Genomic DNA, 20,674 nt, shown 5'->3' on the forward strand with positions numbered 1-20,674 from the left:
TCCAAACAGCTTTCAGGCTCTTTTGCCCCGCAAGGGCGGCAGAAGGAAGGGTGCCCGAACAAAAGTCACAGCTTTCGCTCTACCAGCGCCGGCCCGAAAATCGTGTTCGAAGTCGCAAAAAGCGCAGCGCGTGGATACGAGGAAATAGAGCGTGCTCGTACGCAAAAAAGGGCGCTCGGCGCTCTGGTCGTCGCAGCCGATAGCGTGCAATGTCGCAAACAACACCGCCACCCACGCAAATGCGCATGAGTTGATTGTGATTGGCGGATATTGATAATGGATAAGGGAACAAAAAAGGGAGTAAGCAATGCTTGCACATCAACGTCGCTATCTGGCTCTTGCCGCGGCAGTTTCCGCAATCGCCGTCTTTTCCACCAGCGCGAAGGCTGCCGAACCGGCAAGCTGCGGAACCGTCCGCTTCTCCGACGTCGGCTGGACCGACATCACCGCCACGACCGCCACGGCTTCTGTCATTCTCAAAAGCCTCGGCTACGACACAGACGTCAAAATCCTTTCCGTTCCGGTAACGTACACATCGCTGAAGAACAAGGACATCGACGTCTTCCTCGGCAACTGGATGCCGACAATGGAAGGCGACATCAAGCCTTACCGCGACGACAAGTCCGTGGAGACCGTTCGCGAAAATCTCACCGGCGCAAAATACACGCTTGCGACCAATGCCAAGGGTGCTGAGCTCGGCATCAAGGACTTCAAGGATATCGCATCCCACAGCAGCGAGCTCGGCGGCAAGATTTACGGCATCGAGCCCGGCAATGACGGCAACCGCCTGATTCTCGGCATGGTCGAGAAAGATACTTTTGGCCTGAAGGACTTCCAGGTGGTGGAATCCTCCGAACAGGGCATGCTGGCGCAGGTAGCCCGTGCCGATAAGTCCGGCGAGCCGATCGTCTTCCTCGGCTGGGAACCCCACCCAATGAATTCCAATTTCAAGCTGACCTATCTGACAGGCGGCGATGACGTCTTTGGTCCGAACCTCGGCGGCGCGACGATCTACACCAATGTCCGCAAAGGCTATCTGGATGAATGCCCGAATGTCGGGACCTTCCTCAAGAACCTGCAATTCTCGCTTCCGATGGAAAACGAGATCATGGGCAAAATCCTGAATGACGGCATGGAAGGCGAAGCTGCAGCCACCGCATGGCTGAAGGCCAACCCAAGCGTTATCGAGCCATGGCTTGCAGGCGTGAAGACCAAGGACGGTAGCGGCGATGCGCTGGCCGCAGCCAAGAAGAATATCGGCCTCTAAGGGCCGGTAAATTGCCTATCACGCCCGGCTTCCGAACGCTTAAGCGTCGGAAGCCGAACAGATGAACCCGTTCACGAAAGGCAAAATCTTACCGTGGAATGGCTCAGTGCACCCCAAAATCGTTTACCGGTCGGTCGTTATGCCAAAGAGGCAATTGACTGGCTGACCACAAATCTTTCCTTCTTTTTCGATTGGTTAGCCTTTATTTTCGGAAGCGTCATCGACGCCATCCTTTATGTGCTCCAGGCGCCCCACCCGCTTGTTATCGTGGCGATACTGACAGCACTCTCCGCCTGGATGAGACGCTCAATAGGCATGCCGCTCTTCACAGCCCTTGGTCTGCTTCTCATCATCAATCTGGGATACTGGAAAGCGACCACCGAAACGCTGGCGCTTGTCATTGCCGCAAGCTCCGTCTGTATGCTGATCGGCATTCCCCTCGGCATCCTCGCGGCTCGGCGAAAATGGGTCTACAGCGTCATGCGTCCCGTTCTGGATTTGATGCAGACGATTCCCACCTTCGTTTATCTCATCCCCGCGCTCGTGCTTTTCGGTCTCGGCATGGTGCCGGGCCTGATCGCCACCGTCATTTTCGCTGTCCCCGCCCCGATCCGGCTCACCCGACTCGGAATCATTTCCACGCCGCCAGCGCTGGTGGAAGCCGCCGTCGCCTTTGGCGCCACGCCGTCGCAGGTGCTGCGCAAGGTGCAACTGCCCTTCGCGATGCCGCAGATCATGGCTGGCCTCACGCAAACCATCATGCTGTCTCTGTCGATGGTGGTGATCTCAGCGCTCGTCGGCGCAAACGGTCTTGGCGTGCCCGTTGTGCGTGCGCTGAACACGGTCAATATCGCGATGGGCTTTGAGGCAGGCCTGTGCATCGTCATCGTGGCGATCATTCTGGACCGGCTCTTTCGCCTGCCAGGCTCGGAGGATGAGGTATGAGTGACGCAATCATCTTCGGCAATGTCGATATCGTCTTTGGCGACAATCCCCATCTGGCTCTTCCGATGATCGATGCGGGGCAAACCCGCAGCGAAATCAACAAAGAGACAGGTCTTGTGCTTGGCGTTGCCAATGCTTCGCTCTCGGTCAAAGAAGGCGAAATCCTCGTCCTCATGGGACTATCGGGCTCTGGCAAATCGACGCTGCTTCGCGCCGTCAACCGCTTAGCACCAGTGGTGCGCGGCAATGTCAGCGTCAAGACCGATACCGGCTACGTCGATCCTTACAAGGCGTCTTCCAAGGTGCTGCGTGATCTTCGCTCGCGCACCGTATCCATGGTTTTCCAGCAGTTCGGCCTGCTGCCGTGGCGCAATGTTGCCGACAATGTCGGCTTCGGGCTGGAACTTTCCGGCGTGTCGGACGCAGAGCGCAGAAAGCGCGTTGCCGAACAGCTCGAGCTTGTCAATCTGTCGGATTGGGCCAACCGCAAGGTGGGCGAGCTTTCCGGCGGCATGCAGCAGCGCGTGGGTCTCGCCCGCGCTTTTGCCACCGGCGCGCCGATCCTCTTGATGGACGAGCCGTTTTCTGCCCTCGATCCGCTGATCCGCAGCCGACTTCAGGAAGAGTTGCTGGAGTTTCAAAGCAGGCTAAAGAAGACCATTCTCTTCGTCAGCCACGATCTGGATGAAGCCTTCCGCATCGGCAATCGCATCGCCATGATGGAGGGCGGACGCATCATCCAGTGCGGCACGCCGCAGGAGATCGTGCGCAACCCCGCCACCCAATATGTCGCGGATTTCGTGCAGAACATGAACCCGATTTCGATGCTGACGGCCGCCGATGTCATGCGGCGCGGCGTTGCAGCCGATAGCGGCAACATGCCGGTGGTGGCGACGGCTCGCCCTTCCCTGCCGCTGATCGACATCCTCGACGCCATGGCGCGACAGCCTGGCACGATCGGCGTCGTCGAACAGGGTGCGGTGCTTGGTACCATCACTCCAGAAGACATCGTCCGTGGGCTGACGCGTCACCGCAATGTCTAAAGCATGGTCGCTCGAAATGAGGCAGCGTTTTGCGACCCCTAAGAACTGAAGCGTGAAAGCGTATCTGGAAGATCGCGACGCGCTTTAGGTCCTGCGGCAAGAAGAGATGAACCGAAACACTACCGATCCCATTGATCGACGAGAGAAATGGGATCGCATCACGGCATCGACCAGACCTTCGTGTGAGGCGCGCCCTTCAGTGCGTCTGACTCGATGCACAGCAGTCAGAGAACACCACCACCATAATACCACAGGTTTCGAAGCAACGCAGGTCCGACAGCATCGCGCTGCCAAGCTACCTACACGCGAGACAGGCGGTGAAATATTAAATTTAAGACAGGTTGAGATTTAAACTCGAAACATGACTACGGGCATCAGAATTATAAAGAATAAAAAAATGGTATTTATGTCCTGATTTGACGATTATCATTTCTGATTTTTCGTTACTTGCTATTTTTAGCAGAAAATAATGCTCAAAAGTGATGCGCCCCGATAATGAGTGCCTAAATTACGACACAGCTAATAAAGCGTGGCCTTTACCTTAGATTTAGGTATATACACTCTCGCGACCGTGTTGGTAAAACTTGACGCATGGGGCAATTCGTTGCCGGAACAAAAGCCTGGGGCGGCTTCGAATTTAGGAGACTGGAAATGACAACGCAGAACTTATCAGACCAAGCTAATGTAGCGGCAGGCCTTCTTTCGGCGATGGCTAATCCCAAAAGGCTTATGATCCTTTGCAGCTTGGTCGAGGGTGAAGTTCCGGTCGGTGTTCTGGCCACGCAAGTCGGCCTCAGCCAGTCTGCTCTGTCTCAGCATCTCTCCAAGCTTCGTGCACAACGCCTCGTCAAGACACGTCGCGATGCACAGACGATCTACTATTCCAGCACGTCCGACTCGGTGAAGAAGATCCTGGCGTCGCTTGAAGAAATCTACTGCGCGCAGAACGACAGCAAGTCTGCTGCATAATCTTTAGGCCCCACGCGGGGTGTGCGCCCCGCGTTTGCGAGCAAGTGCCAACCGTGCACCGCACCCGTTCACGCCGATAACGCTTGACGTTCTTTGAGGATCTGTGCCGCGCGTGCATAGCCGCCGGCAGCGCCATCGACAAAATGCATATGATCGCGTGACAGTGGTGAAGGAACGACGCAGGTCATCAGCGCCGCGTCCTGTTCGTGCAATCCGTAAAAGCAGACACCGTCGCGCTCAGCACCTTCCAGCCGCGCCTTGATCCGCGAAAGTCGGTCCGCATCGACATCGATGGTCATCTTCAGCCCATCGTCGAATTTGCGAAAGTCGGTATTGCTTGCGACCGCTGTCTTGTACTGAACAGGATCGAAGCGACCGACCGGCTTTCGCAGCCGGTAAAGCACCGTGATAAGTACTGTCTGAAACGCCACCCAGCAGCCTTTGCGGAACTGCGACACGCGATCGCCGAAACCGGATAGGGCTTTCGCCTCCATCACCAGCCCCTCCCGGATAAAGCCAAGCGGCGGACCTTCGACGGGCACGGGATGACCCCCGCGACCGTCTTCATTGGCGAGCGTCACGATATCGGCAACAAGCCTGCGAAATGCCGACATGTCTCCGCCCGGACGCGGCGTCGCGATGATCGACACCACCGCGCCATGGCGCGCCTCTATCGGGTTCCAGCGGCATGAAAGGCCGGAAAGATCAGGCCTTTCGCCCTCATCCGCTTCGTCAATGACGTAGTTGCCATCCTTCATCTGCGTGTCGGCCCAATGGTTGCCGCCGCCCGAAAACATCGCATAGGACACGTCGTCGCTCGCCTGAAAGCGCGCCACGCGCACATCCAGCCCATGCGCCCTGATATCGGTCACCGGCACCAGTGCCGCCCGCAACGTCAGACCGAGATCCTCACTGACCCATCGGCGGACTTTGGAAAGCGCTTCGCGCGATGCCTCGGTCGCCTGAGGCGGAACGGCGACAGCCGCCCCGTCCCCGCCGAACACAAAGGGCAGATCATGACGGTTCAGAGCATTGAGGATGCCTGAAATAACCCCTGCACCTGCCATGTTTACCGATTTGTATCGACCTTTCGCGATCGCATCGGTGGAATCGATGATGTCGGCAAGCGCCAGTGCCCAGCCATCCGGCAGCGGGCGATAAAGTTCAGGTTCAGCGACATCTTCGAAATGTCGGAAGACAGGGAGATGCGACAGGAACTCTTCATCGTACGATAGCATCGTCATAATATCCTCCCCTCGCCATGGAAAAACCAGTCTTGATCGCGCTGTGTCGCACAACAAACGCTGCGCCCTCACTGTGACGGCGATCACATAGCTTTTACAAGGGCTTTTACGTCGGCGTGCCGGTTCCAGATCAAACACGGCTTGCTAATTTGCCATTGCCTTGCCACAACAGAACACTGGGGTACGGAATTCAAATGTGAAACGGCACTCCTTTGCTCGGACAACGGCACCTCGTTTCTGCAAGTGTGTTGCCGAAGCCGAGCCGAATCGGGCGGTACGCCCAACCCAAGGAGAAACTGAATGAAAACCAAGTTTTTGACCGGCCTAGCGCTTCTCGCCTCCGTGGCCTTTGCACCGGCAGCGCATGCGGAGATCGTCATCGGTCTTATCGCGCCACTCACCGGTCCGGTTGCCGCTTACGGTGATCAGGTGAAGAATGGCGCACAGACCGCCGTCGACGTCATCAACAAGAATGGCGGCATTCTCGGCGAGAAGGTCGTGCTGAAGCTTGCCGATGATGCCGGCGAACCCAAGCAGGGCGTGTCTGCCGCCAACCAGCTCGTTGCAGACGGCATCAAGTTCGTCGTCGGCCCGGTGACGTCCGGCGTTGCCATTCCGGCTTCCGATGTGTTTGCCGAGAACGGCGTCGTCATGGTCACGCCAACGGCGACTGCACCGGACCTGACCAACCGTGGCCTCACAAACGTCTTCCGCACTTGCGGCCGTGACGACCAGCAGGCCGAAGTGGCTGCCAAGTTCGTTCTGGCGCAGCTGAAGGATCGCCAGATCGCCATCATTCACGACAAGGGCGCTTACGGTAAGGGTCTGGCCGATGCCTTCAAGAAGACCCTGAATGCCGGCGGCGTGACTGAAGTCATGTATGACGCATTGACACCGGGTGAAAAGGATCTGAGCGCGCTGACCGCCCGCCTGAAGTCCGAGGGCGTGGACGTCGTCTATTTCGGCGGCTACCACCCGGAGGCTGGCCTTCTGGTGCGCCAGCTGCATGATATCGGCGCCAAGGCAACCGTTATTGCCGGCGATGGCCTTTCCAACTCGGAATTCGCCAACATCGGTGGTGCTGCAGCAGATGGCACTATCTTCACCAACGCGGCCGATGCAACCAAGAGCGCCGACTCCAAGGCCGCGGCTGAAGCGCTAAAAGCCGCCAACATTCCGGCCGAGGCCTTCACGCTGAATGCTTACGCTGCAGTGGAAGTTCTCAAAGCCGGCATCGAAAAGGCTGGCTCTGCCGAGGATCCCGAAGCCGTTGGCGCCGCTCTGAAGGGCGGAGAACCGATCGCAACCGCCATTGGCAAGCTCACCTACGGCGAAACGGGTGACCTGACCTCGCAGGCCTTCTCCCTTTACAAGTGGCAGGGTGGCAAGATCGTTTCGGCTGAGTAAGCCGCGACGCGATCATCCTCCGCGAGGATGATGCGACGACAGGACGAGAAATCCAGATGAGCGACCGGGCGTGCTCAACGCGCCCGGTTTTCTTTTTGCATGGAAGACGCTTTCCAGGTTTAATTGTCGGAAGACACGAGAATCGAAATGAGGTGACGCGTGGTATCGGAACTCGAACGCAAGATCGATCAGGGAACGGGGCGCGTGAAGGCGGATGTCGTTCTGAAAGGTGGCCGCTTCTTCGATCTCGTCACGGGGGAACTCGTCGCCTCCGATATCGCCATCTGCGGCGATACGATCGTGGGTACGGGCGAGGCCTATCACGGCACCGAGGAGATCGACATCTCCGGCAAGATCGTCGTACCGGGCTTCATCGACACCCATCTCCACATCGAATCCTCGCTTGTCACACCGCATGAGTTCGACCGTTGCGTGCTCCCCTATGGCGTGACGACCGTGATCTGCGATCCGCATGAAATCGCCAACGTGCTGGGCGCCGAGGGCATCCAGTTCTTCCTCGATTCCTCGCTTGAGACAATCATGGATATCCGCGTCCAGCTGTCTTCCTGCGTGCCTGCAACGCACCTGGAAACGGCTGGCGCCGATCTGCCGATCGAAAAACTGTTGCCTTTCCGCGATCACCCCAAGGTCATCGGACTTGCCGAGTTCATGAATTTCCCGGGCGTAATTCACAAAGACTCGATCTGCATGGCAAAACTCGAGGCGTTTCAGGGTCAGCACATCGATGGTCATGCGCCGCTACTCTCGGGCACAGCATTGAATGGTTATCTCTCGGCCGGCATCCGCACCGAGCATGAATGCACCAGCGCCAAGGAGGCGCTCGAAAAGATCCGCAAGGGCATGCATATTCTGGTCCGCGAAGGTTCGGTATCCAAGGACTTGCACGCGCTGATGCCGATCATCACCGAGCGCCTGTCGCCCTATCTCGCGCTCTGCACCGATGACCGCAATCCCCTCGATATCGCCGAGCAGGGTCATCTCGATTACATGATCCGCACGGCCATTGCCAATGGCGTCGAGCCGTTGGCGATCTACCGCGCCGCATCGATCTCGGCAGCAAGAGCCTTCGGATTGCGCGACCGGGGTCTTGTGGCACCGGGCTGGCGCGCCGATCTCGTCGTCATCGACACGCTGCAGAACTGCAAGGCCAGCATGGTCTTTTCCGCCGGCAGGCGCGTCAGTGCGGAACTCTTTGCCACACGCAGGCCCGTCGCCCCCGTTGGCCTCGACAGCGTCAAGGCCAGGCCCGTGCTCGCCGCCCATTTCGGCGTGCCGGTTAGCGAAGGCGAGACGTCCGTTCTCGGCGTGCTACCAGGCAAGATCATCACCGAGCATCGCCGCTTCAAGCTACCGAGCGACGGCAATCAGACGACAGTCGATCTCGACAATGACATCATCAAGGTGGCGGTCATCGAACGGCACGGCAAGAATGGCAATCACGCCAATGGCTTCGTCCAGGGCTTCGGCCTGAAGAAGGGTGCCATCGCCTCTACCGTCGGTCATGACAGCCACAATATCTGCGTTGTCGGCGTCAGCGAAGACGACATGGCGCTCGCCGCCAATCGGCTCGGCGAGATCAATGGTGGTTTCGTTGTTGCGGAAAACGGCAAGATCACCGGTGAGATCGCCCTGCCCGTGGCTGGTCTGATGAGCCTTGAACCCTATGAAACCGTGCGCGACACGTTGCACACGTTGCGCCAGGCGGCTTACGCGCTTGGCACCACGCTGGAAGAGCCCTTCCTGCAGGTCGCATTTTTGCCGCTGCCGGTCATTCCGCACCTGAAGATTTCCGATAGGGGCTTGGTCGATGTGGATCTTTTCCAGCTGATAGGTAGCGAACCGAAATAAGCATTGCGACAAATTTCTGAACAATAACAATCACGGATATATTCGCTTTCTACTTTGGCTTTACGTAATCATCATACTGTATTAGCTTTGCTAAACTAGATCCTGCGCGTCGGTAGTGATCGACGCGAGCGGAGCGGATCTTGGTCATAAAGCGGATCGACAAGAAAGAGCTCAAGATCGGGATGTTCGTCGAGGCGGTCGAAGGCCCGTGGCGAGACGACCCTGCCATGGGCCGCCGTTTCGTGGTCAAAACCGCCGAGCAACTGGCCGCGATCGTCAATGGCAATGTCAGCGGTGTGTTCATCAACACGGCGCTTGGCAAACCGGGAGACGGCAGCGACGCGAGCGTATCTGAACGCAAAACCCTTCGGAACGCCACAAGGCAGGAAAAGCTGCAGATTGCGCAGACAATCAACCATCAGGCTGAGGAAGCCAGAGGGCTGATACAGGATGTCTTCGACGGCCAGGATGTCAGTGTCGCGACCTTCGCCCCGCTATCGGACGATATTGGCCGGACGATGGATGAAAACCCGTCGCTCTTCATCGGCATGTCGCGTCTGCGCTCGCAAGATACCGCAACCTTCGTCCACTCGCTGTCTGTCGCAGCGCTCCTCGTCCACTTCGCCCGCTCGCTGGAAATGGATGAGGCCATTGTTCAACCATTATGCGTCGCCGGGCTTTTGCACGACGTCGGCAAGCTCGCGATTCCCAAACAGGTGCTGCACAAGCAGGGACCGCTCAGCCCTGAAGAGCGCTTACGCATCGAGCAGCATCCTGAACTTGGCTACAAGGTTCTGCAAAAGCAATTGGATATGCCGGAACTGGTGCTGGATATCTGTCGGTCCCACCACGAGCGCCTCGATGGGAAAGGCTATCCGCAGGGCCTTTTGGGCGCACAGATCAGTCCTGAGGTGCGCATGAGCACCATCTGCGATGTGTTCGATGCGCTGACATCCGCCCGCTCCTACAAGAAGGGCTGGTCCTCGCACCAAGCGCTCTCCTGGATGATGGATCGTGAAGACCAGTTTGACCGGACCTTGCTGCGCCGCTTCATTCTCAGCCTCGACACCGAGATGACGAAGGGCCTGCTCTAAAGACGACGCGCCTCTGCGGTCAAAGCATCGTCCACGAACAAGTGTGCAGCACTCTTGCGATAACGACATGCGGCAGAAGAAGGAGCGAAAGCTAAGGACCGAAAAACGCTTTAGACCCGCTCGATCCTCGCGCAGAAGGCGTCCAGCGGTTCCAGCTTCAGCGTATCGCCGTCGAAAACCGGCCCGAAGCCGGGCAACGCCAGATGCTCGACGACGCGCAACTCAGGCGGCAAAGGAAAATCCACCGGCGTTCGGGTGAGGTTGAAAACGAAGAGCAGGCTCTCGCCATTCTTTTCTCGCGTAAAGAGCAGCAGGTCCTGGTTCGTGTCGAGAAATGCCATGTCGCCATCGCGCAGCGCCGAATGGCCGCGGCGGAAGGCCAGCACCGCCTTGTAATGATTGAGAACCGAATCCGGTTTGCGCTCCTGCCCATCCGCCGCCAGCATGGCGTGGGCATAAGGAACCGGCAGCCACGGCTTCTCGGCCGTGGTGAAACCGGCATGCGGCTTGCCCGTCTCCCATGCCATCGGCGTACGGCACCCATCGCGTCCCTTGAAGGCCGGCCAGAAGCGAATGCCGTAGGGGTCACGTAAGTCCTCGAAGGCAAGATCGGCTTCCGTCAGCGCCAGCTCCTCACCCTGATAGAGGCAGATGGAGCCGCGAAGCGACGCCAGCACGCAGATGGCAAGCTTTGCCACGCGCGTCTGCTCTTCGACGTTCTCGGCAAAGCGGGTCAGATGGCGGATCACATCGTGGTTGGAAAAGGCCCAACACACCCATCCATTGGTGACAGCTTTTTGGAAGCCATGAACCGCCCCGCGAATATGGCTGGCGGTAAAGTCCGGCCCCAAGAGGTCGAAGGTGTAGCACATGTTCAGCTTGTCGTTGTCCGACGTATAGGCGGCGACAGTCTTGAGCGAGCGGGCACCATCGCCCACCTCGCCAACCGTCATGCGACCCTCATACTCATCCAGCAAAGCGCGGAAGCGCTTGAGAAATGCGAGATTTTCCACCTGCGTCTTGTCGTAGAGATGGCTCTGCATGCCGTAAGGATTGACGTCCGGCGCATCGAGACCGGCATCGTCGCTATCCGGCTCGTGCGGTGGGTTATCGCGCAGCAGCTTGTCGTGGAAGTAATAGTTGACCGTATCAAGACGGAAGCCATCGACACCGCGGTCAAGCCAGAACCTCACGGTTTCGAGCAGCGCATCCTGGACTTCAGGGTTATGGAAGTTCAGGTCCGGTTGCGAGCCGAGGAAGTTGTGCATGTAGTATTGCTTGCGCACGCCGTCCCATTCCCAGGCGGGCCCGCCGAATACCGAAAGCCAGTTGGTGGGCGCCGTGCCGTCCGGCTTCGGATTGGCCCAGACATACCAATCCGCTTTCGCATTGGTGCGGCTCGTTCGGCTCTCCTTGAACCAAGGATGCTGATCGGAGGTGTGCGAAATTACCTGATCGATGATGACCTTCAGTCCGAGCTTATGCGCCTCGGCAATCAGAGTGTCGAAATCCGCAAGGGTTCCGAACATCGGATCGACATCGCAGTAGTCGGATACGTCGTAACCCATATCCGCCATCGGCGAGGTGAAGAATGGTGAAAGCCAGATGCCATCGACGCCGAGCGCATCGATATAGGGCAGATGCTTGGTGATGCCCGCGAGGTCACCGAAACCGTCACCTGTCGTATCCTGAAACGAGCGCGGATAGACCTGGTATATGACCGCTCCCCTCCACCAGTCTGCATCGTGAACTCTGTGTCCGGTGGTAGACGTGGCTTGCGGCATGAAGGATCTCCGAAGTGAAGCTGCCCAACCATATAAAGCCCGAATTGATCCGTAAACGACGAATGCCGATTGAATATGAAATCGCACCTTCAATCAGCTTTCGCCGCCCTTGCAAGCCGGCCCGTGCCGTCGTAATGGCGAAGCATCACGACAGGAGGAGAGTGCAGTGGGTGGACGGTTTCTTTCGATCGGCGAATGCATGGTGGAGCTTTCACAGGCGGGCGATGGCCTGTTGCGCAAAGGCTTTGCCGGAGACACGCTGAACACCGCCTGGTATGCCCGCGCCTGCCTGCCGCAGGATTGGTCGGTTGATTATTTTACCGCGCTGGGCGACGATCCTCTTTCGCAGGAAATGCTGTTCTTTATCGAGGGTGCCGGCATCGGCACGCAGCACATCTCCCGCATCCAGGGCGGCACGCCTGGCCTCTACCTCATCAATCTGAAAGACGGCGAGCGCACCTTCAGCTATTGGCGCAGTACGGCCGCCGCCCGTCAGCTGGCAGCCGACGCCGATCATTTGCGTAGCACCATCGAGGCTGCCGACATCGTCTATTTCTCCGGCATCACGCTCGCGATTCTCGCCAACCCGCTGGCGGTCGACAGCTTCCTCTCCGAACTGCGCCGTGCGAAAGCTGCTGGAAAGCAGGTGGTCTTCGATCCCAATATCCGCCCGCGCCTATGGGCAAACCGCGAGATCATGCTGGAAACGATCACCAATGGCGCACGCGCGGCCACGCTTGTGATGCCAAGCTTCGACGATGAGGCGGGCAATTTCGGTGATACCGATGTCGAAGCCACCATTGCGCGCTACCGCGCTCTCGGCGTCGCCAACATCGTCGTGAAGGATGGCGCCAAGGGCGCGACACTCGATTTCGGCGGCGAACGCAGCCACGCACCTGCCGAGCAAGCCGTGAAGGTTGTGGATACGACGAGTGCGGGAGACAGCTTCAACGGCGCCTTCCTCTCCCGCTTCGTCACTGGCAGCACGCCACAGGAAGCGGCAACCTTCGCCGCCAGAACTGCGGCCACCGTGATCGGTCATCATGGCGCGCTGATCAGCCCGAACCTGTTGCCCAAGGCGTAAAGCGCAGACGATTGGTCCGAGAGTTACGACTGGTCTGCCGAAGATGGCGATTTCAAGAGCCGTTGCGCAGCGCCCCTGAGTACGCGAGCACCGAAAGTGCAGAAATTGCGATATGCAAGCGACCAACAGCGATCGTTGGCAAGGCTGTGACATGATGCTGTAACACGCCCATCGCATACACGCGCAAGGCCGGTGCACCACCGGAGAGTCGCAAGCGCGCGGGGTCGGCACAGCATGACCAGAATTACCATCGTCACAGATGCCTGGCATCCACAGGTCAACGGCGTCGTCCGCTCCATCGAGAATACCAATGCCGAGCTGGAGCGGATGGGCGTGGACGTCTGCATGGTGACGCCGCAGAACTTTCACTCCGTACCATGCCCGACCTATCCGGAAATTCGCCTTTCGGTCGCAAGCTATCGCCGCGTCTCCAGGGAAATCGAGAAGGGTCAGCCGTCCTACGTCCACATCGCCACCGAAGGCCCGCTCGGCTTCATGGCGCGTCGCTGGTGCCTGAAGCACGGCATGCGCTTTTCCACCAGCTACCACACCCGTTTCCCCGAATATGTCGCAGCCCGTTTCCCCGTACCGGAAAGCTGGCTCTACGCCTTTGTCCGCTGGTTCCACAATGGCGGCAGCGCCTGCATGGTGGCAACGCCAAGCCTTGAGACGGAACTCCAGTCCAAGGGCGTGAAAAACCTCAAACGCTGGAGCCGCGGCATCGACGCCAAGCTCTTCCGCCCCAGACTAAAGGACGAGCGCCCGTTTGGTCTCCCGCGCCCGATCTTCATGACCATCGGCCGCGTCTCGGTGGAAAAGAATCTGCCGGAGTTTCTCGATCTCGACCTGCCCGGCTCGAAGGTCGTCGTTGGAGATGGCCCGGCACGCGCCGAACTTCAGCACAAATACCCCAGCGTCCTCTTCACTGGCGTGAAGACCGGCGAGGATCTGGCGAAAGCCTATGCGCAGGCGGACGTGTTCGTCTTTCCATCCAAGACCGACACCTTCGGCAATACTATTCTGGAAGCACTTTCAAGTGGCGTTCCTGTCGCAGCCTTCCCCGTGACAGGCCCCGTCGATATTCTCGGCGGGCATCCAAAGGCAGGCGCGTTGAGCCCGGATCTACGCCAAGCCTGCCTTGCGGCCCTTAACTGCTCACCGGAAGCAGCCCTTGCGCTTTCCCGCAACTACTCTTGGGAAAAGGCCTCCCGCCAGTTTCTGGACAATGTGACGTCCGCGGCCACAAGCGGCCTTCCCGGCTTTTGCGCAGCTCCTGCCTTGTGAGCGGATTACGGCTAAAGAACCTGCATTTTTGGTAGACGCACGAGCCCATTACTGTCAGAAGGCGTCAGGACGCGACTGCCGTTATCTTTAGAACGGGGTCGGGCTGCTGATTGACGTCAGGCGGCTGCCGCGAGTTTACGCAGGCCGTCCTATTTTCATCCTGAATTACCAAGATCCGGTCAATGTATTGCCTACGAGCGGGATCGTACGGCTCTTGCCATTGCTGTCGCTGACGGAGATGTCGTTTCTCATCTGCTTTGGAGACTTGCGAAACCATCCGGCGGCGATGGAGGCGAGATCACCGATCATCCCGTGCTTGCGCCAATCGGCGAAGCGCTTGCCCATCGCCTCTGCCTCGTGCTTGAAGAAGAAGTCGCCCGACTGTGACAGATCGTTGATGGACGAGGCCATGGACGACAAGGGCTTCTGGAACATCTTGGCCGGAACCGAGAGGCCGTGTGCTGCTTGTGGAAAAGCCGGCGCCATGAAATCGATCACCCAGTCCTCCGCCTCCACCCAGCAGTGGAAGTTGTCGCCGGCACCCGTCACATGGCCATCCTCGCGATGATCGGCAAAGAGCAGCATCGTGCCGCCAAGATTATAGGCCGCCAGCCCGCCCTTCGGCTTTGCCTTCACCTTGTAATGATGCTCCAGAATGAAGGCGCCGAACGTGCTGAAATACATCGACGCTGTCGCCGGACCGGCGTTCTCGTTGAGAAGCAGACTGTTGATGACGCGATAGATGCGATGATAATCGCTCTGCTTGATCAGCATGATGTTTGACCTGAAGTAAGTGCGTGGGCAACTTGAGGGGATGCGCTCCCCTCCCCTCTGCCGTCATCCTCGGGCTTGACCCGAGGATCCATTGGTAAGCGCTGCGCGTGGATCCTGGCCTCACGTGCGAGGATGACGCCGAGTGTGAAGTGACGCACCTGCGCGTGCCTCAACTGCACCCCGACTACCGCTTCTTCGCCTTGTGCTCGAACGGATTGTCGGAGCCACGATAATGCACCCGGATCGGCACGCCCGGCATATCGAAATCCTTGCGCAGACCATTGACCAGATAGCGCGTGTAGGACTCCGGAATAGCCTCAGGCCGCGTGCACGAAATCATGAAAGCCGGTGGTCGCGCCTTGACCTGGGTCATGTATTTCAGACGCAGACGACGGCCCGACACGGCCGGTGGCGGATGCTGGGTGACCTGCATATCCAGCCAGCGATTGAGCTTGGCGGTGGAGATACGGCGGTTCCAGACCTTGTCGGTGTCGATGATATTCTGCATCAATCGATCGAGGCCGTAGCCTGTCTGGCCGGAAATGGGCACGGCGCGAATGCCGCGCGCCTGGGGCAGAAGTCGCTCGGTCTTCTCACGCAGGTCGGCGAGAAACGCCTGTGCATCCTCGACCAGATCCCACTTGTTGAAGGCCAGCACCGCAGCGCGGCCTTCGCGGATGACCAGATCGACGAGCTGCAGATCCTGCTTCTCGAAAGGGATCGTGGAATCGAAGACAATCACGACCGTCTCGGCAAAGCGGATGGAGCGCAGGGAGTCCGCCACCGACAGCTTCTCCAGCTTCTCGGTGACCTTTGCCTTGCGACGCATGCCGGCCGTATCGAACATCTTGATCGTACGACCGCGCCAATCCCACTCGACCGAGATACTGTCGCGGGTAATGCCGGCTTCCGGACCCGTCAGGAGACGGTCTTCACCGAGAAAACGGTTGATCAGCGTCGACTTGCCGGCGTTCGGGCGACCGATGATCGCAACGCGCAGCGGCTTGGTGTCGTCATAGGCGGGCTCGTAATCCTCGTCTTCTTCCTCATCGCTGGAAAGCACGACATCGGTTTCGGCCTCTTCGAAATCGTCTTTCGGCGGAAAGGCGACATCTTCCCCGATCGCGGAAACGATGGCATCACGCAGATCGATCATGCCCTGCCCGTGCTCGGCAGAAATCGGGCATGGCTCACCAAGACCAAGCGTATAGGCGTCGTAGAAGCCGCCATCCGAGCCACGGGCTTCGGACTTGTTGGCGACGAGCACCACAGGCTTGCCGCGACGACGCAGCATTTCGCCCAGCGTCTCGTCGGCTGGCGTCAGCCCATACTTGGCGTCAACAACGAAGAGCGTCAGATCGGCTTCCTCGATCGCTTCTTCCGTTTGCGCCCACATGCGGCCCTGCAGCGTCTCCGGGGCCGATTGCTCAAGACCCGCGGTATCGATGATGGTGAAACGCAAATCTATGAGTTTCGCGTCGCCGGGACGACGGTCGCGGGTAACCCCCGGCGTGTCGTCCACGAGCGCCAGCTTCTTGCCAACCAGACGGTTGAAAAGCGTGGATTTGCCGACATTCGGACGTCCGACGATGGCGACGGTGAAGGTCATGATAGTGCCCTAACTTCTATAGCGTCGGACCGGAAACCCACTGGGCTCCGGTCCGACGCCTTCAACAGAAAACCTTTGCAGCACAGCGTGCATCGCCCAAAGGGGTTAAGCAACGCGCTGCAGGAAATGAGAATTTACGCTGCCTTGCCGGAAGCGGCAATATTATCGAGCATGATCTGGGCGCGATTGGCCACGTTGCGTGGCGCAAGAGAATCGCCGGTGATGAGTTCGAACCACTGCTTTGCCTGGGCGAAATTGCCAGCCTTGTAAGCGGCCAGACCCAGCGCTTCGCGTGCGGAGTTGCGCAATGGCTGGCCGTCGCTGGACAGCGCTTCTACCTGCGCGGAGACCTGTTCATAGGTGCCGTTATCGACCAGAAGCCACGCGGCGCGCACCTTCGCCATGTCGCGGAAGACCTGCGGGGCGCTGGTGTCATTGCCGATCGCTGTGAAGGCGGCAACCGCTCCAGCGGCGTCGCCCTTCTGCGCCAGAAGTGTCGCTGCACGGAACTTGGCCAGGATCGGATATGAGCCGTGGCCTGCGGTTTCCAGATCGGTCAGCGCCTTCAGCGCTTCATCGTTCTTGCCCTCGGAGGCGAGCGTCAGGGCATTGGAGAACTGGTCGCCAGAGGCCGAGGCCCGGCTGTTGCTCCAATATTCGTAGATGCCAGCGCCGGCGGAAGCCAGAACGATCAGAACAGCAGCGCCAATCACGATCGCGCCGTAACGTCCCCAGAAATTGCTCAACCTCTCGGAGCGGATCTGCTCGTTCACTTCGCGGATGAAGCTGTCATTCTCGTGCGCCATCGAATTCTCCGTTACCCGCACCGAAAAGCGAAGCGCCGATCGGTCTGCGGACATGCCAAGGCAATCTTGTCGCGGCAGCCGGAAAAAGGCCAACCACATTTATTGGTGGGCCTTCTAGCCTATTTTCCTTGAGATGTAAGGGGGAAACGTCAGTTTCCTACATCGCAATCGGTTGGACGCCAATCAACCATTCGTGCAGCTTCCAGATGAAAGCAACCCACAACACGATGCCGAGTAGAACTGCGATCACGTCATAACGCGCCGAAACGAAAGGCCGGACGAGATTTTCACCGGCACGTGCACGTCTCTTCAGGAAAATCCGCATCACCACGCCCCAGGCGAGGAAGGAGGCGAACAGGATGACGGAGGAGGTCTCACCGTTGGCGAGAAGGTGCGCGAAGGCCCAGATCTTCACCGAAAGCACCAGCGGATGCTTTGTTTTCGTTACGATGTGCCCGGCTGGCAGGGCACTTGCCACAAGACAGATCATCGCAATGAGCATCAGCGTCACGGCGATATGCGCCATCCAGACTGGCGGGTAATAAAGCATGCCCGTCACCTGTCGTGCTTCGTTGAAGGAGTAAGCCACGAAAGCGATGGTGAGAATGCTGACCAGCGAATAGACGCCCTTGAAGGCCTTTTCGCCGAGACTGTCGATCAGCCGCGCGCGAAATACTGGTGCAACAAGCCGGAGAGAATGGGTGGCGAAAAACAGGATGAGGGAGACGACGAGCAGAAGCATGGAGGCGTCCTTGCGCGGAAGGGAAGATAATCTTTTGACAATGAGTTATGGCTAAATCTACGGAAAAGCCAGTCAAATCAAAGCTTCGCCTTATTCCGAGCCCAAAAGGCCGGTTTTGAAATTTCCGCGTGGTCCCTCATGTTGCGTTCGCTTGCCCTCATCACCCTCTCTCTTGCCTGCGCGCCGCAAGCTTATGCGCAGGCTGTGGAAGGCGCGGCAAAGCCGAAGCAACTGGTGCTGGTGTCTTTCGATGGCGCAGGCGACAACGCGCTCTGGGCAAGAAGCCGTGCGACCGCGAAAGAAGTCGGCGCGCATTTCACCTACTTCCTTGCCTGTACGCTGGTGATGGACCGCAAGACAAGCGCCAAGAGCTATCAAGGCCCCGGCCAGAAACTCGGCCGCTCCAATGTCGGCTTCGGCCAATCGGTGGAAGAGGTGGAAGCGCGTCTGCATCACATCTGGGACGCGCATCAGGAAGGCCACGAGATCGCCAACCACACCTGTGGCCATTTCGATGGCGGCAGTTGGACGGCGGATCAGTGGGACGCGGAATTTACCGCCTTTACCAGCACGCTGGAAAACGCCTGGGCGGCCATCGGCAAAAAGGATGAGGAACCGCAGGGCTGGCAGACATTCGTGCGCGGCATCAACGGCTTTCGCGCGCCCTACCTGTCGCAAAGCGACGCTTTGACCGCGGCGCAGAAAAAGCACGGCTTCGTTTTCGACGCCACCAGCGTGACGAAGGGACCGGCCTGGCCGATCCGCAAGGACGGCATCGAACATTTCGGCCTGCCGCTCATCCCCGAAGGACCGGGTGACCGCCCGATCATCGCCATGGATTACAACCTCTTCGTCCGCCACTCCATGGCGATCGAGACACCGGCCAAGTCCGCAGAATTTGAAGAGCGCGCTTACAAAGCTTTCCGCGCCGCCTTTGACAGGCAATATGAGGGTGAACGCATCCCCCTCCAGCTCGGCTTCCACTTCGTCAAGATGAATGGCGGCGCATACTGGAACGCTTACGAGCGGCTGCTGCGCGAAGTCTGCAAAAAAGACGACGTCGCCTGCGTCAGCTATGAAGAAGCGATGCCGATGATCGACGCGCGGCGGAAGGAAAAGTCGCAAGGGTGAGAGCCGCTGCCGCGGGTTACGTTAGATCCTCCCTGAGTTGCGCTGGGAATAGAAACCTCTCCCGAGTCATGGTCGGGCGTTACCCGACCATTCACAGGCCACTGAAAATATGGATCCTCGGGTCAAGCCCGAGGATCATGAAAAGCGAGCACGGAGGGATTTAACTCTCATTACGTCGGCTTGTTCGCCGCCAGTTCACCCTCTTCCGCCTCACGCTTCAGATAGCGCTGGTCGATTTCCGGCAGCGGCTTGTCATCGATGGCCGCTTCGAACGCCTTCAAGCGTTTGTGGATCGAGAGTAGTTCGATGATCGTAGTCCAGGAGTTTACCAGGTACTGGAAAGAGTTGCTGACCTGGCCGAAAGCGGTCGCGATCTGTTGATAAATACCATAGGTGATCTTGCCAGCAACGATCGTCGGGACAAGCATCAGCAGCAGAAATACCGCATCCGCCTGAATGTAGAAATACCGCGCGACGTTAAAGTACAGATAGTGCCAATACATACGGAAGTAATTCTTCCGCACATTTGAAAAGAGCTGCTTGACTGTGATCGGGTCGGCCCTGTCTGCATGGTCTTCACCGTAGACAAGCTCTTTACGGTAAGCGGCTTCGACACGTTGGTTGCGGAAGTTGAGCCCCGGCAGTTTGATACCAACCGTCGCCAGCAACACGGTGCCGAATGCGGACCAGAGGATGGCAAGCCAGAACAGCGCGTGCGGCACCTCGCCAATGATCGGCAACTCGCTCACATAGCCGGAAAGGCCAAACAGGATTGGCAGAAACACCACCAGCGTCATGACGGAGTTGATCAGAGTGATGCCCAGGCCTTCTAGAGTGGCCGAGAAGCGCATCGTGTCTTCCTGAACGCGCTGGGATGCACCTTCGATATGACGCAGCTTCTCCCACTTGGACATGTAGAAATCATTCATGGCCGTGCGCCAGCGGAAGATGTAGTGGCTGGTAAAGAAGTCCGTCAGGATCGACACGGCCATGCTGAAAAAGACGAGCTTCGCGAAGACGATCTGCAGGCTATAGAAATCCCAGGTGGTGATACCCGGCTGCTTGCTCAGCGCATTCTGCAATAGGTCGCCGAAGGGACGGCGGAAATTGTTGATGACGACCGTGACCTGAACGCCGAAATAAGTGACGGCAATGATCAGCAGCGAGCCCCAGACAGACCAGTATTTCCAAGGATGTTCCCGTGCAACGATGGTCCAGAACAAGCCAAAAGCTGCAAGGCACAGCGCCAGATACGCGTAGAAAAAGACGTTTGCCGGCACGAGGAAATAAGTGAGGTCATAGGGCTCCTGCTCAGGCATGACGTAACCGAGAGAGCGTCCCCATGGATCGACGACGAAATACCAGCCTAAGATCGCAACCAGCGCCCAAACAATGGCAGAGGTAAAAAACAGCTTGGGTTTGGGAAAGAAGGAATGAAACACGTTCGAACTCTCGCGAGCTTGAGATCAGCCATTATTGGCGAAGCAGATTTTGGGAGAAATTAGGCTAGACACTTCGCCGACGCAATGCGGCAAACGCTAAGTTACGAAGATGTAAGCCAAATCGGGCAAATCGCAGCTTCAACATTACCGCCGCGTTACAGCGCGAGCGCTGCAAGAGTG

General features: G+C 58.3%; 17 protein-coding genes. 10 read left to right on the forward strand and 7 right to left on the reverse strand.

All coding sequences use genetic code 11. The annotated features are described in order from the left end of the window. The first annotated feature begins 307 nt into the window (after positions 1 to 307). From WKI41_RS08165 to WKI41_RS08180, 4 genes are all read left to right on the forward strand, one after another. A complete protein-coding gene (locus tag WKI41_RS08165) occupies positions 308 to 1,267 on the forward strand; it encodes a choline ABC transporter substrate-binding protein (protein ID WP_340193003.1) in 960 nt (319 codons plus the stop codon). Positions 1,268 to 1,360: 93 nt separating this feature from the next. Then, entirely contained in the window at positions 1,361 to 2,212 is an 852-nt protein-coding gene (choW, locus tag WKI41_RS08170; RefSeq protein WP_340193004.1) for a choline ABC transporter permease subunit, read from the forward strand. Beyond that, positions 2,209 to 3,255, forward strand: coding sequence for a choline ABC transporter ATP-binding protein (choV, locus tag WKI41_RS08175; RefSeq protein ID WP_340193005.1), 1,047 nt, complete (start codon positions 2,209 to 2,211; stop codon positions 3,253 to 3,255). The genes choW and choV overlap by 4 nt, the downstream gene beginning before the upstream one ends. Positions 3,256 to 3,906: 651 nt before the next feature. Then, positions 3,907 to 4,224 carry a metalloregulator ArsR/SmtB family transcription factor gene (locus WKI41_RS08180; RefSeq protein ID WP_340193006.1) on the forward strand — a complete coding sequence of 106 codons (318 nt, stop codon included), beginning with the start codon at positions 3,907 to 3,909 and terminating at the stop codon, positions 4,222 to 4,224. Between the two features lie 68 nt (positions 4,225 to 4,292). Here WKI41_RS08180 and WKI41_RS08185 read toward each other — a convergent pair whose 3' ends face one another. Continuing rightward, positions 4,293 to 5,462: a DUF3095 domain-containing protein gene (locus tag WKI41_RS08185; RefSeq protein ID WP_340193258.1), complete on the reverse strand. Its 1,170-nt coding sequence runs from the start codon at positions 5,460 to 5,462 to the stop codon at positions 4,293 to 4,295. Between the two features lie 306 nt (positions 5,463 to 5,768). Between WKI41_RS08185 and WKI41_RS08190 the strand changes: the two genes are divergently transcribed. From WKI41_RS08190 to WKI41_RS08200, 3 genes are all read left to right on the forward strand, one after another. Beyond that, complete coding sequence (locus tag WKI41_RS08190; protein WP_340193007.1) at positions 5,769 to 6,875, forward strand: ABC transporter substrate-binding protein; 1,107 nt, start codon at positions 5,769 to 5,771, stop codon at positions 6,873 to 6,875. 159 nt (positions 6,876 to 7,034) lie between these two features. Continuing rightward, positions 7,035 to 8,744 carry an adenine deaminase gene (ade, locus tag WKI41_RS08195; protein WP_340193008.1) on the forward strand — a complete coding sequence of 570 codons (1,710 nt, stop codon included), beginning with the start codon at positions 7,035 to 7,037 and terminating at the stop codon, positions 8,742 to 8,744. Positions 8,745 to 8,884: 140 nt separating this feature from the next. Beyond that, positions 8,885 to 9,838: an HD-GYP domain-containing protein gene (locus WKI41_RS08200; RefSeq protein WP_340193009.1), complete on the forward strand. Its 954-nt coding sequence runs from the start codon at positions 8,885 to 8,887 to the stop codon at positions 9,836 to 9,838. Between the two features lie 110 nt (positions 9,839 to 9,948). Here WKI41_RS08200 and WKI41_RS08205 read toward each other — a convergent pair whose 3' ends face one another. Beyond that, on the reverse strand, positions 9,949 to 11,622 hold the full coding sequence (locus tag WKI41_RS08205; protein ID WP_340193010.1) for an alpha-glucosidase: 1,674 nt from the start codon (positions 11,620 to 11,622) through the stop codon (positions 9,949 to 9,951). Between the two features lie 166 nt (positions 11,623 to 11,788). Between WKI41_RS08205 and WKI41_RS08210 the strand changes: the two genes are divergently transcribed. After that, positions 11,789 to 12,706: a sugar kinase gene (locus WKI41_RS08210; protein ID WP_340193011.1), complete on the forward strand. Its 918-nt coding sequence runs from the start codon at positions 11,789 to 11,791 to the stop codon at positions 12,704 to 12,706. 234 nt (positions 12,707 to 12,940) lie between these two features. Then, positions 12,941 to 13,990, forward strand: coding sequence for a bifunctional monoglucosyl/glucuronosyl diacylglycerol synthase (locus tag WKI41_RS08215; protein WP_340193012.1), 1,050 nt, complete (start codon positions 12,941 to 12,943; stop codon positions 13,988 to 13,990). Positions 13,991 to 14,155: 165 nt separating this feature from the next. Here the strand turns inward: WKI41_RS08215 and WKI41_RS08220 are convergent, their stop codons facing one another. The 4 genes from WKI41_RS08220 to WKI41_RS08235 form a co-directional block, all read right to left on the reverse strand. Further along, the gene (locus WKI41_RS08220; protein ID WP_340193013.1) at positions 14,156 to 14,764 is read right to left on the reverse strand and encodes a DUF2026 family protein; all 609 of its coding nucleotides are present in this window, start codon (positions 14,762 to 14,764) and stop codon (positions 14,156 to 14,158) included. 184 nt (positions 14,765 to 14,948) lie between these two features. After that, positions 14,949 to 16,373, reverse strand: a complete 1,425-nt coding sequence (der, locus tag WKI41_RS08225) for a ribosome biogenesis GTPase Der (RefSeq protein WP_340193014.1) — start codon at positions 16,371 to 16,373, stop codon at positions 14,949 to 14,951. A 134-nt stretch (positions 16,374 to 16,507) separates the two neighbouring features. Then, entirely contained in the window at positions 16,508 to 17,179 is a 672-nt protein-coding gene (locus WKI41_RS08230; RefSeq protein WP_340193015.1) for a tetratricopeptide repeat protein, read from the reverse strand. Positions 17,180 to 17,336: 157 nt separating this feature from the next. Continuing rightward, the gene (locus WKI41_RS08235; protein WP_340193016.1) at positions 17,337 to 17,921 is read right to left on the reverse strand and encodes an NnrU family protein; all 585 of its coding nucleotides are present in this window, start codon (positions 17,919 to 17,921) and stop codon (positions 17,337 to 17,339) included. A gap of 138 nt (positions 17,922 to 18,059) precedes the next feature. Here WKI41_RS08235 and WKI41_RS08240 point away from each other — a divergent pair, with 138 nt between their 5' ends. Further along, entirely contained in the window at positions 18,060 to 19,052 is a 993-nt protein-coding gene (locus WKI41_RS08240) for a polysaccharide deacetylase family protein (RefSeq protein ID WP_340193017.1), read from the forward strand. A 170-nt stretch (positions 19,053 to 19,222) separates the two neighbouring features. On the opposite strand, the gene sbmA is transcribed toward WKI41_RS08240, so the two are convergent. Then, on the reverse strand, positions 19,223 to 20,494 hold the full coding sequence (gene sbmA / locus WKI41_RS08245) for a peptide antibiotic transporter SbmA (RefSeq protein WP_340193018.1): 1,272 nt from the start codon (positions 20,492 to 20,494) through the stop codon (positions 19,223 to 19,225). Positions 20,495 to 20,674: the final 180 nt, after the last annotated feature.

Source organism: Agrobacterium larrymoorei (genome assembly GCF_037722385.1).
GTDB lineage: Bacteria > Pseudomonadota > Alphaproteobacteria > Rhizobiales > Rhizobiaceae > Agrobacterium > Agrobacterium larrymoorei_C.

Bases quoted from the DNA above. Each gene is read 5' to 3' on its own strand.
- WKI41_RS08185 (WP_340193258.1), bottom strand. From the start codon at position 5,462: ATGCTATCGTACGATGAAGAGTTCCTGTCGCATCTCCCTGTCTTCCGA.
- choV (WP_340193005.1), top strand. From the start codon at position 2,209: ATGAGTGACGCAATCATCTTCGGCAATGTCGATATCGTCTTTGGCGAC.
- der (WP_340193014.1), bottom strand. From the start codon at position 16,373: ATGACCTTCACCGTCGCCATCGTCGGACGTCCGAATGTCGGCAAATCC.
- WKI41_RS08220 (WP_340193013.1), bottom strand. From the start codon at position 14,764: ATGCTGATCAAGCAGAGCGATTATCATCGCATCTATCGCGTCATCAAC.
- WKI41_RS08215 (WP_340193012.1), top strand. From the start codon at position 12,941: ATGACCAGAATTACCATCGTCACAGATGCCTGGCATCCACAGGTCAAC.
- WKI41_RS08235 (WP_340193016.1), bottom strand. From the start codon at position 17,921: ATGCTTCTGCTCGTCGTCTCCCTCATCCTGTTTTTCGCCACCCATTCT.
- WKI41_RS08230 (WP_340193015.1), bottom strand. From the start codon at position 17,179: ATGGCGCACGAGAATGACAGCTTCATCCGCGAAGTGAACGAGCAGATC.
- WKI41_RS08205 (WP_340193010.1), bottom strand. From the start codon at position 11,622: ATGCCGCAAGCCACGTCTACCACCGGACACAGAGTTCACGATGCAGAC.
- WKI41_RS08240 (WP_340193017.1), top strand. From the start codon at position 18,060: ATGTTGCGTTCGCTTGCCCTCATCACCCTCTCTCTTGCCTGCGCGCCG.
- WKI41_RS08180 (WP_340193006.1), top strand. From the start codon at position 3,907: ATGACAACGCAGAACTTATCAGACCAAGCTAATGTAGCGGCAGGCCTT.
- WKI41_RS08190 (WP_340193007.1), top strand. From the start codon at position 5,769: ATGAAAACCAAGTTTTTGACCGGCCTAGCGCTTCTCGCCTCCGTGGCC.
- WKI41_RS08165 (WP_340193003.1), top strand. From the start codon at position 308: ATGCTTGCACATCAACGTCGCTATCTGGCTCTTGCCGCGGCAGTTTCC.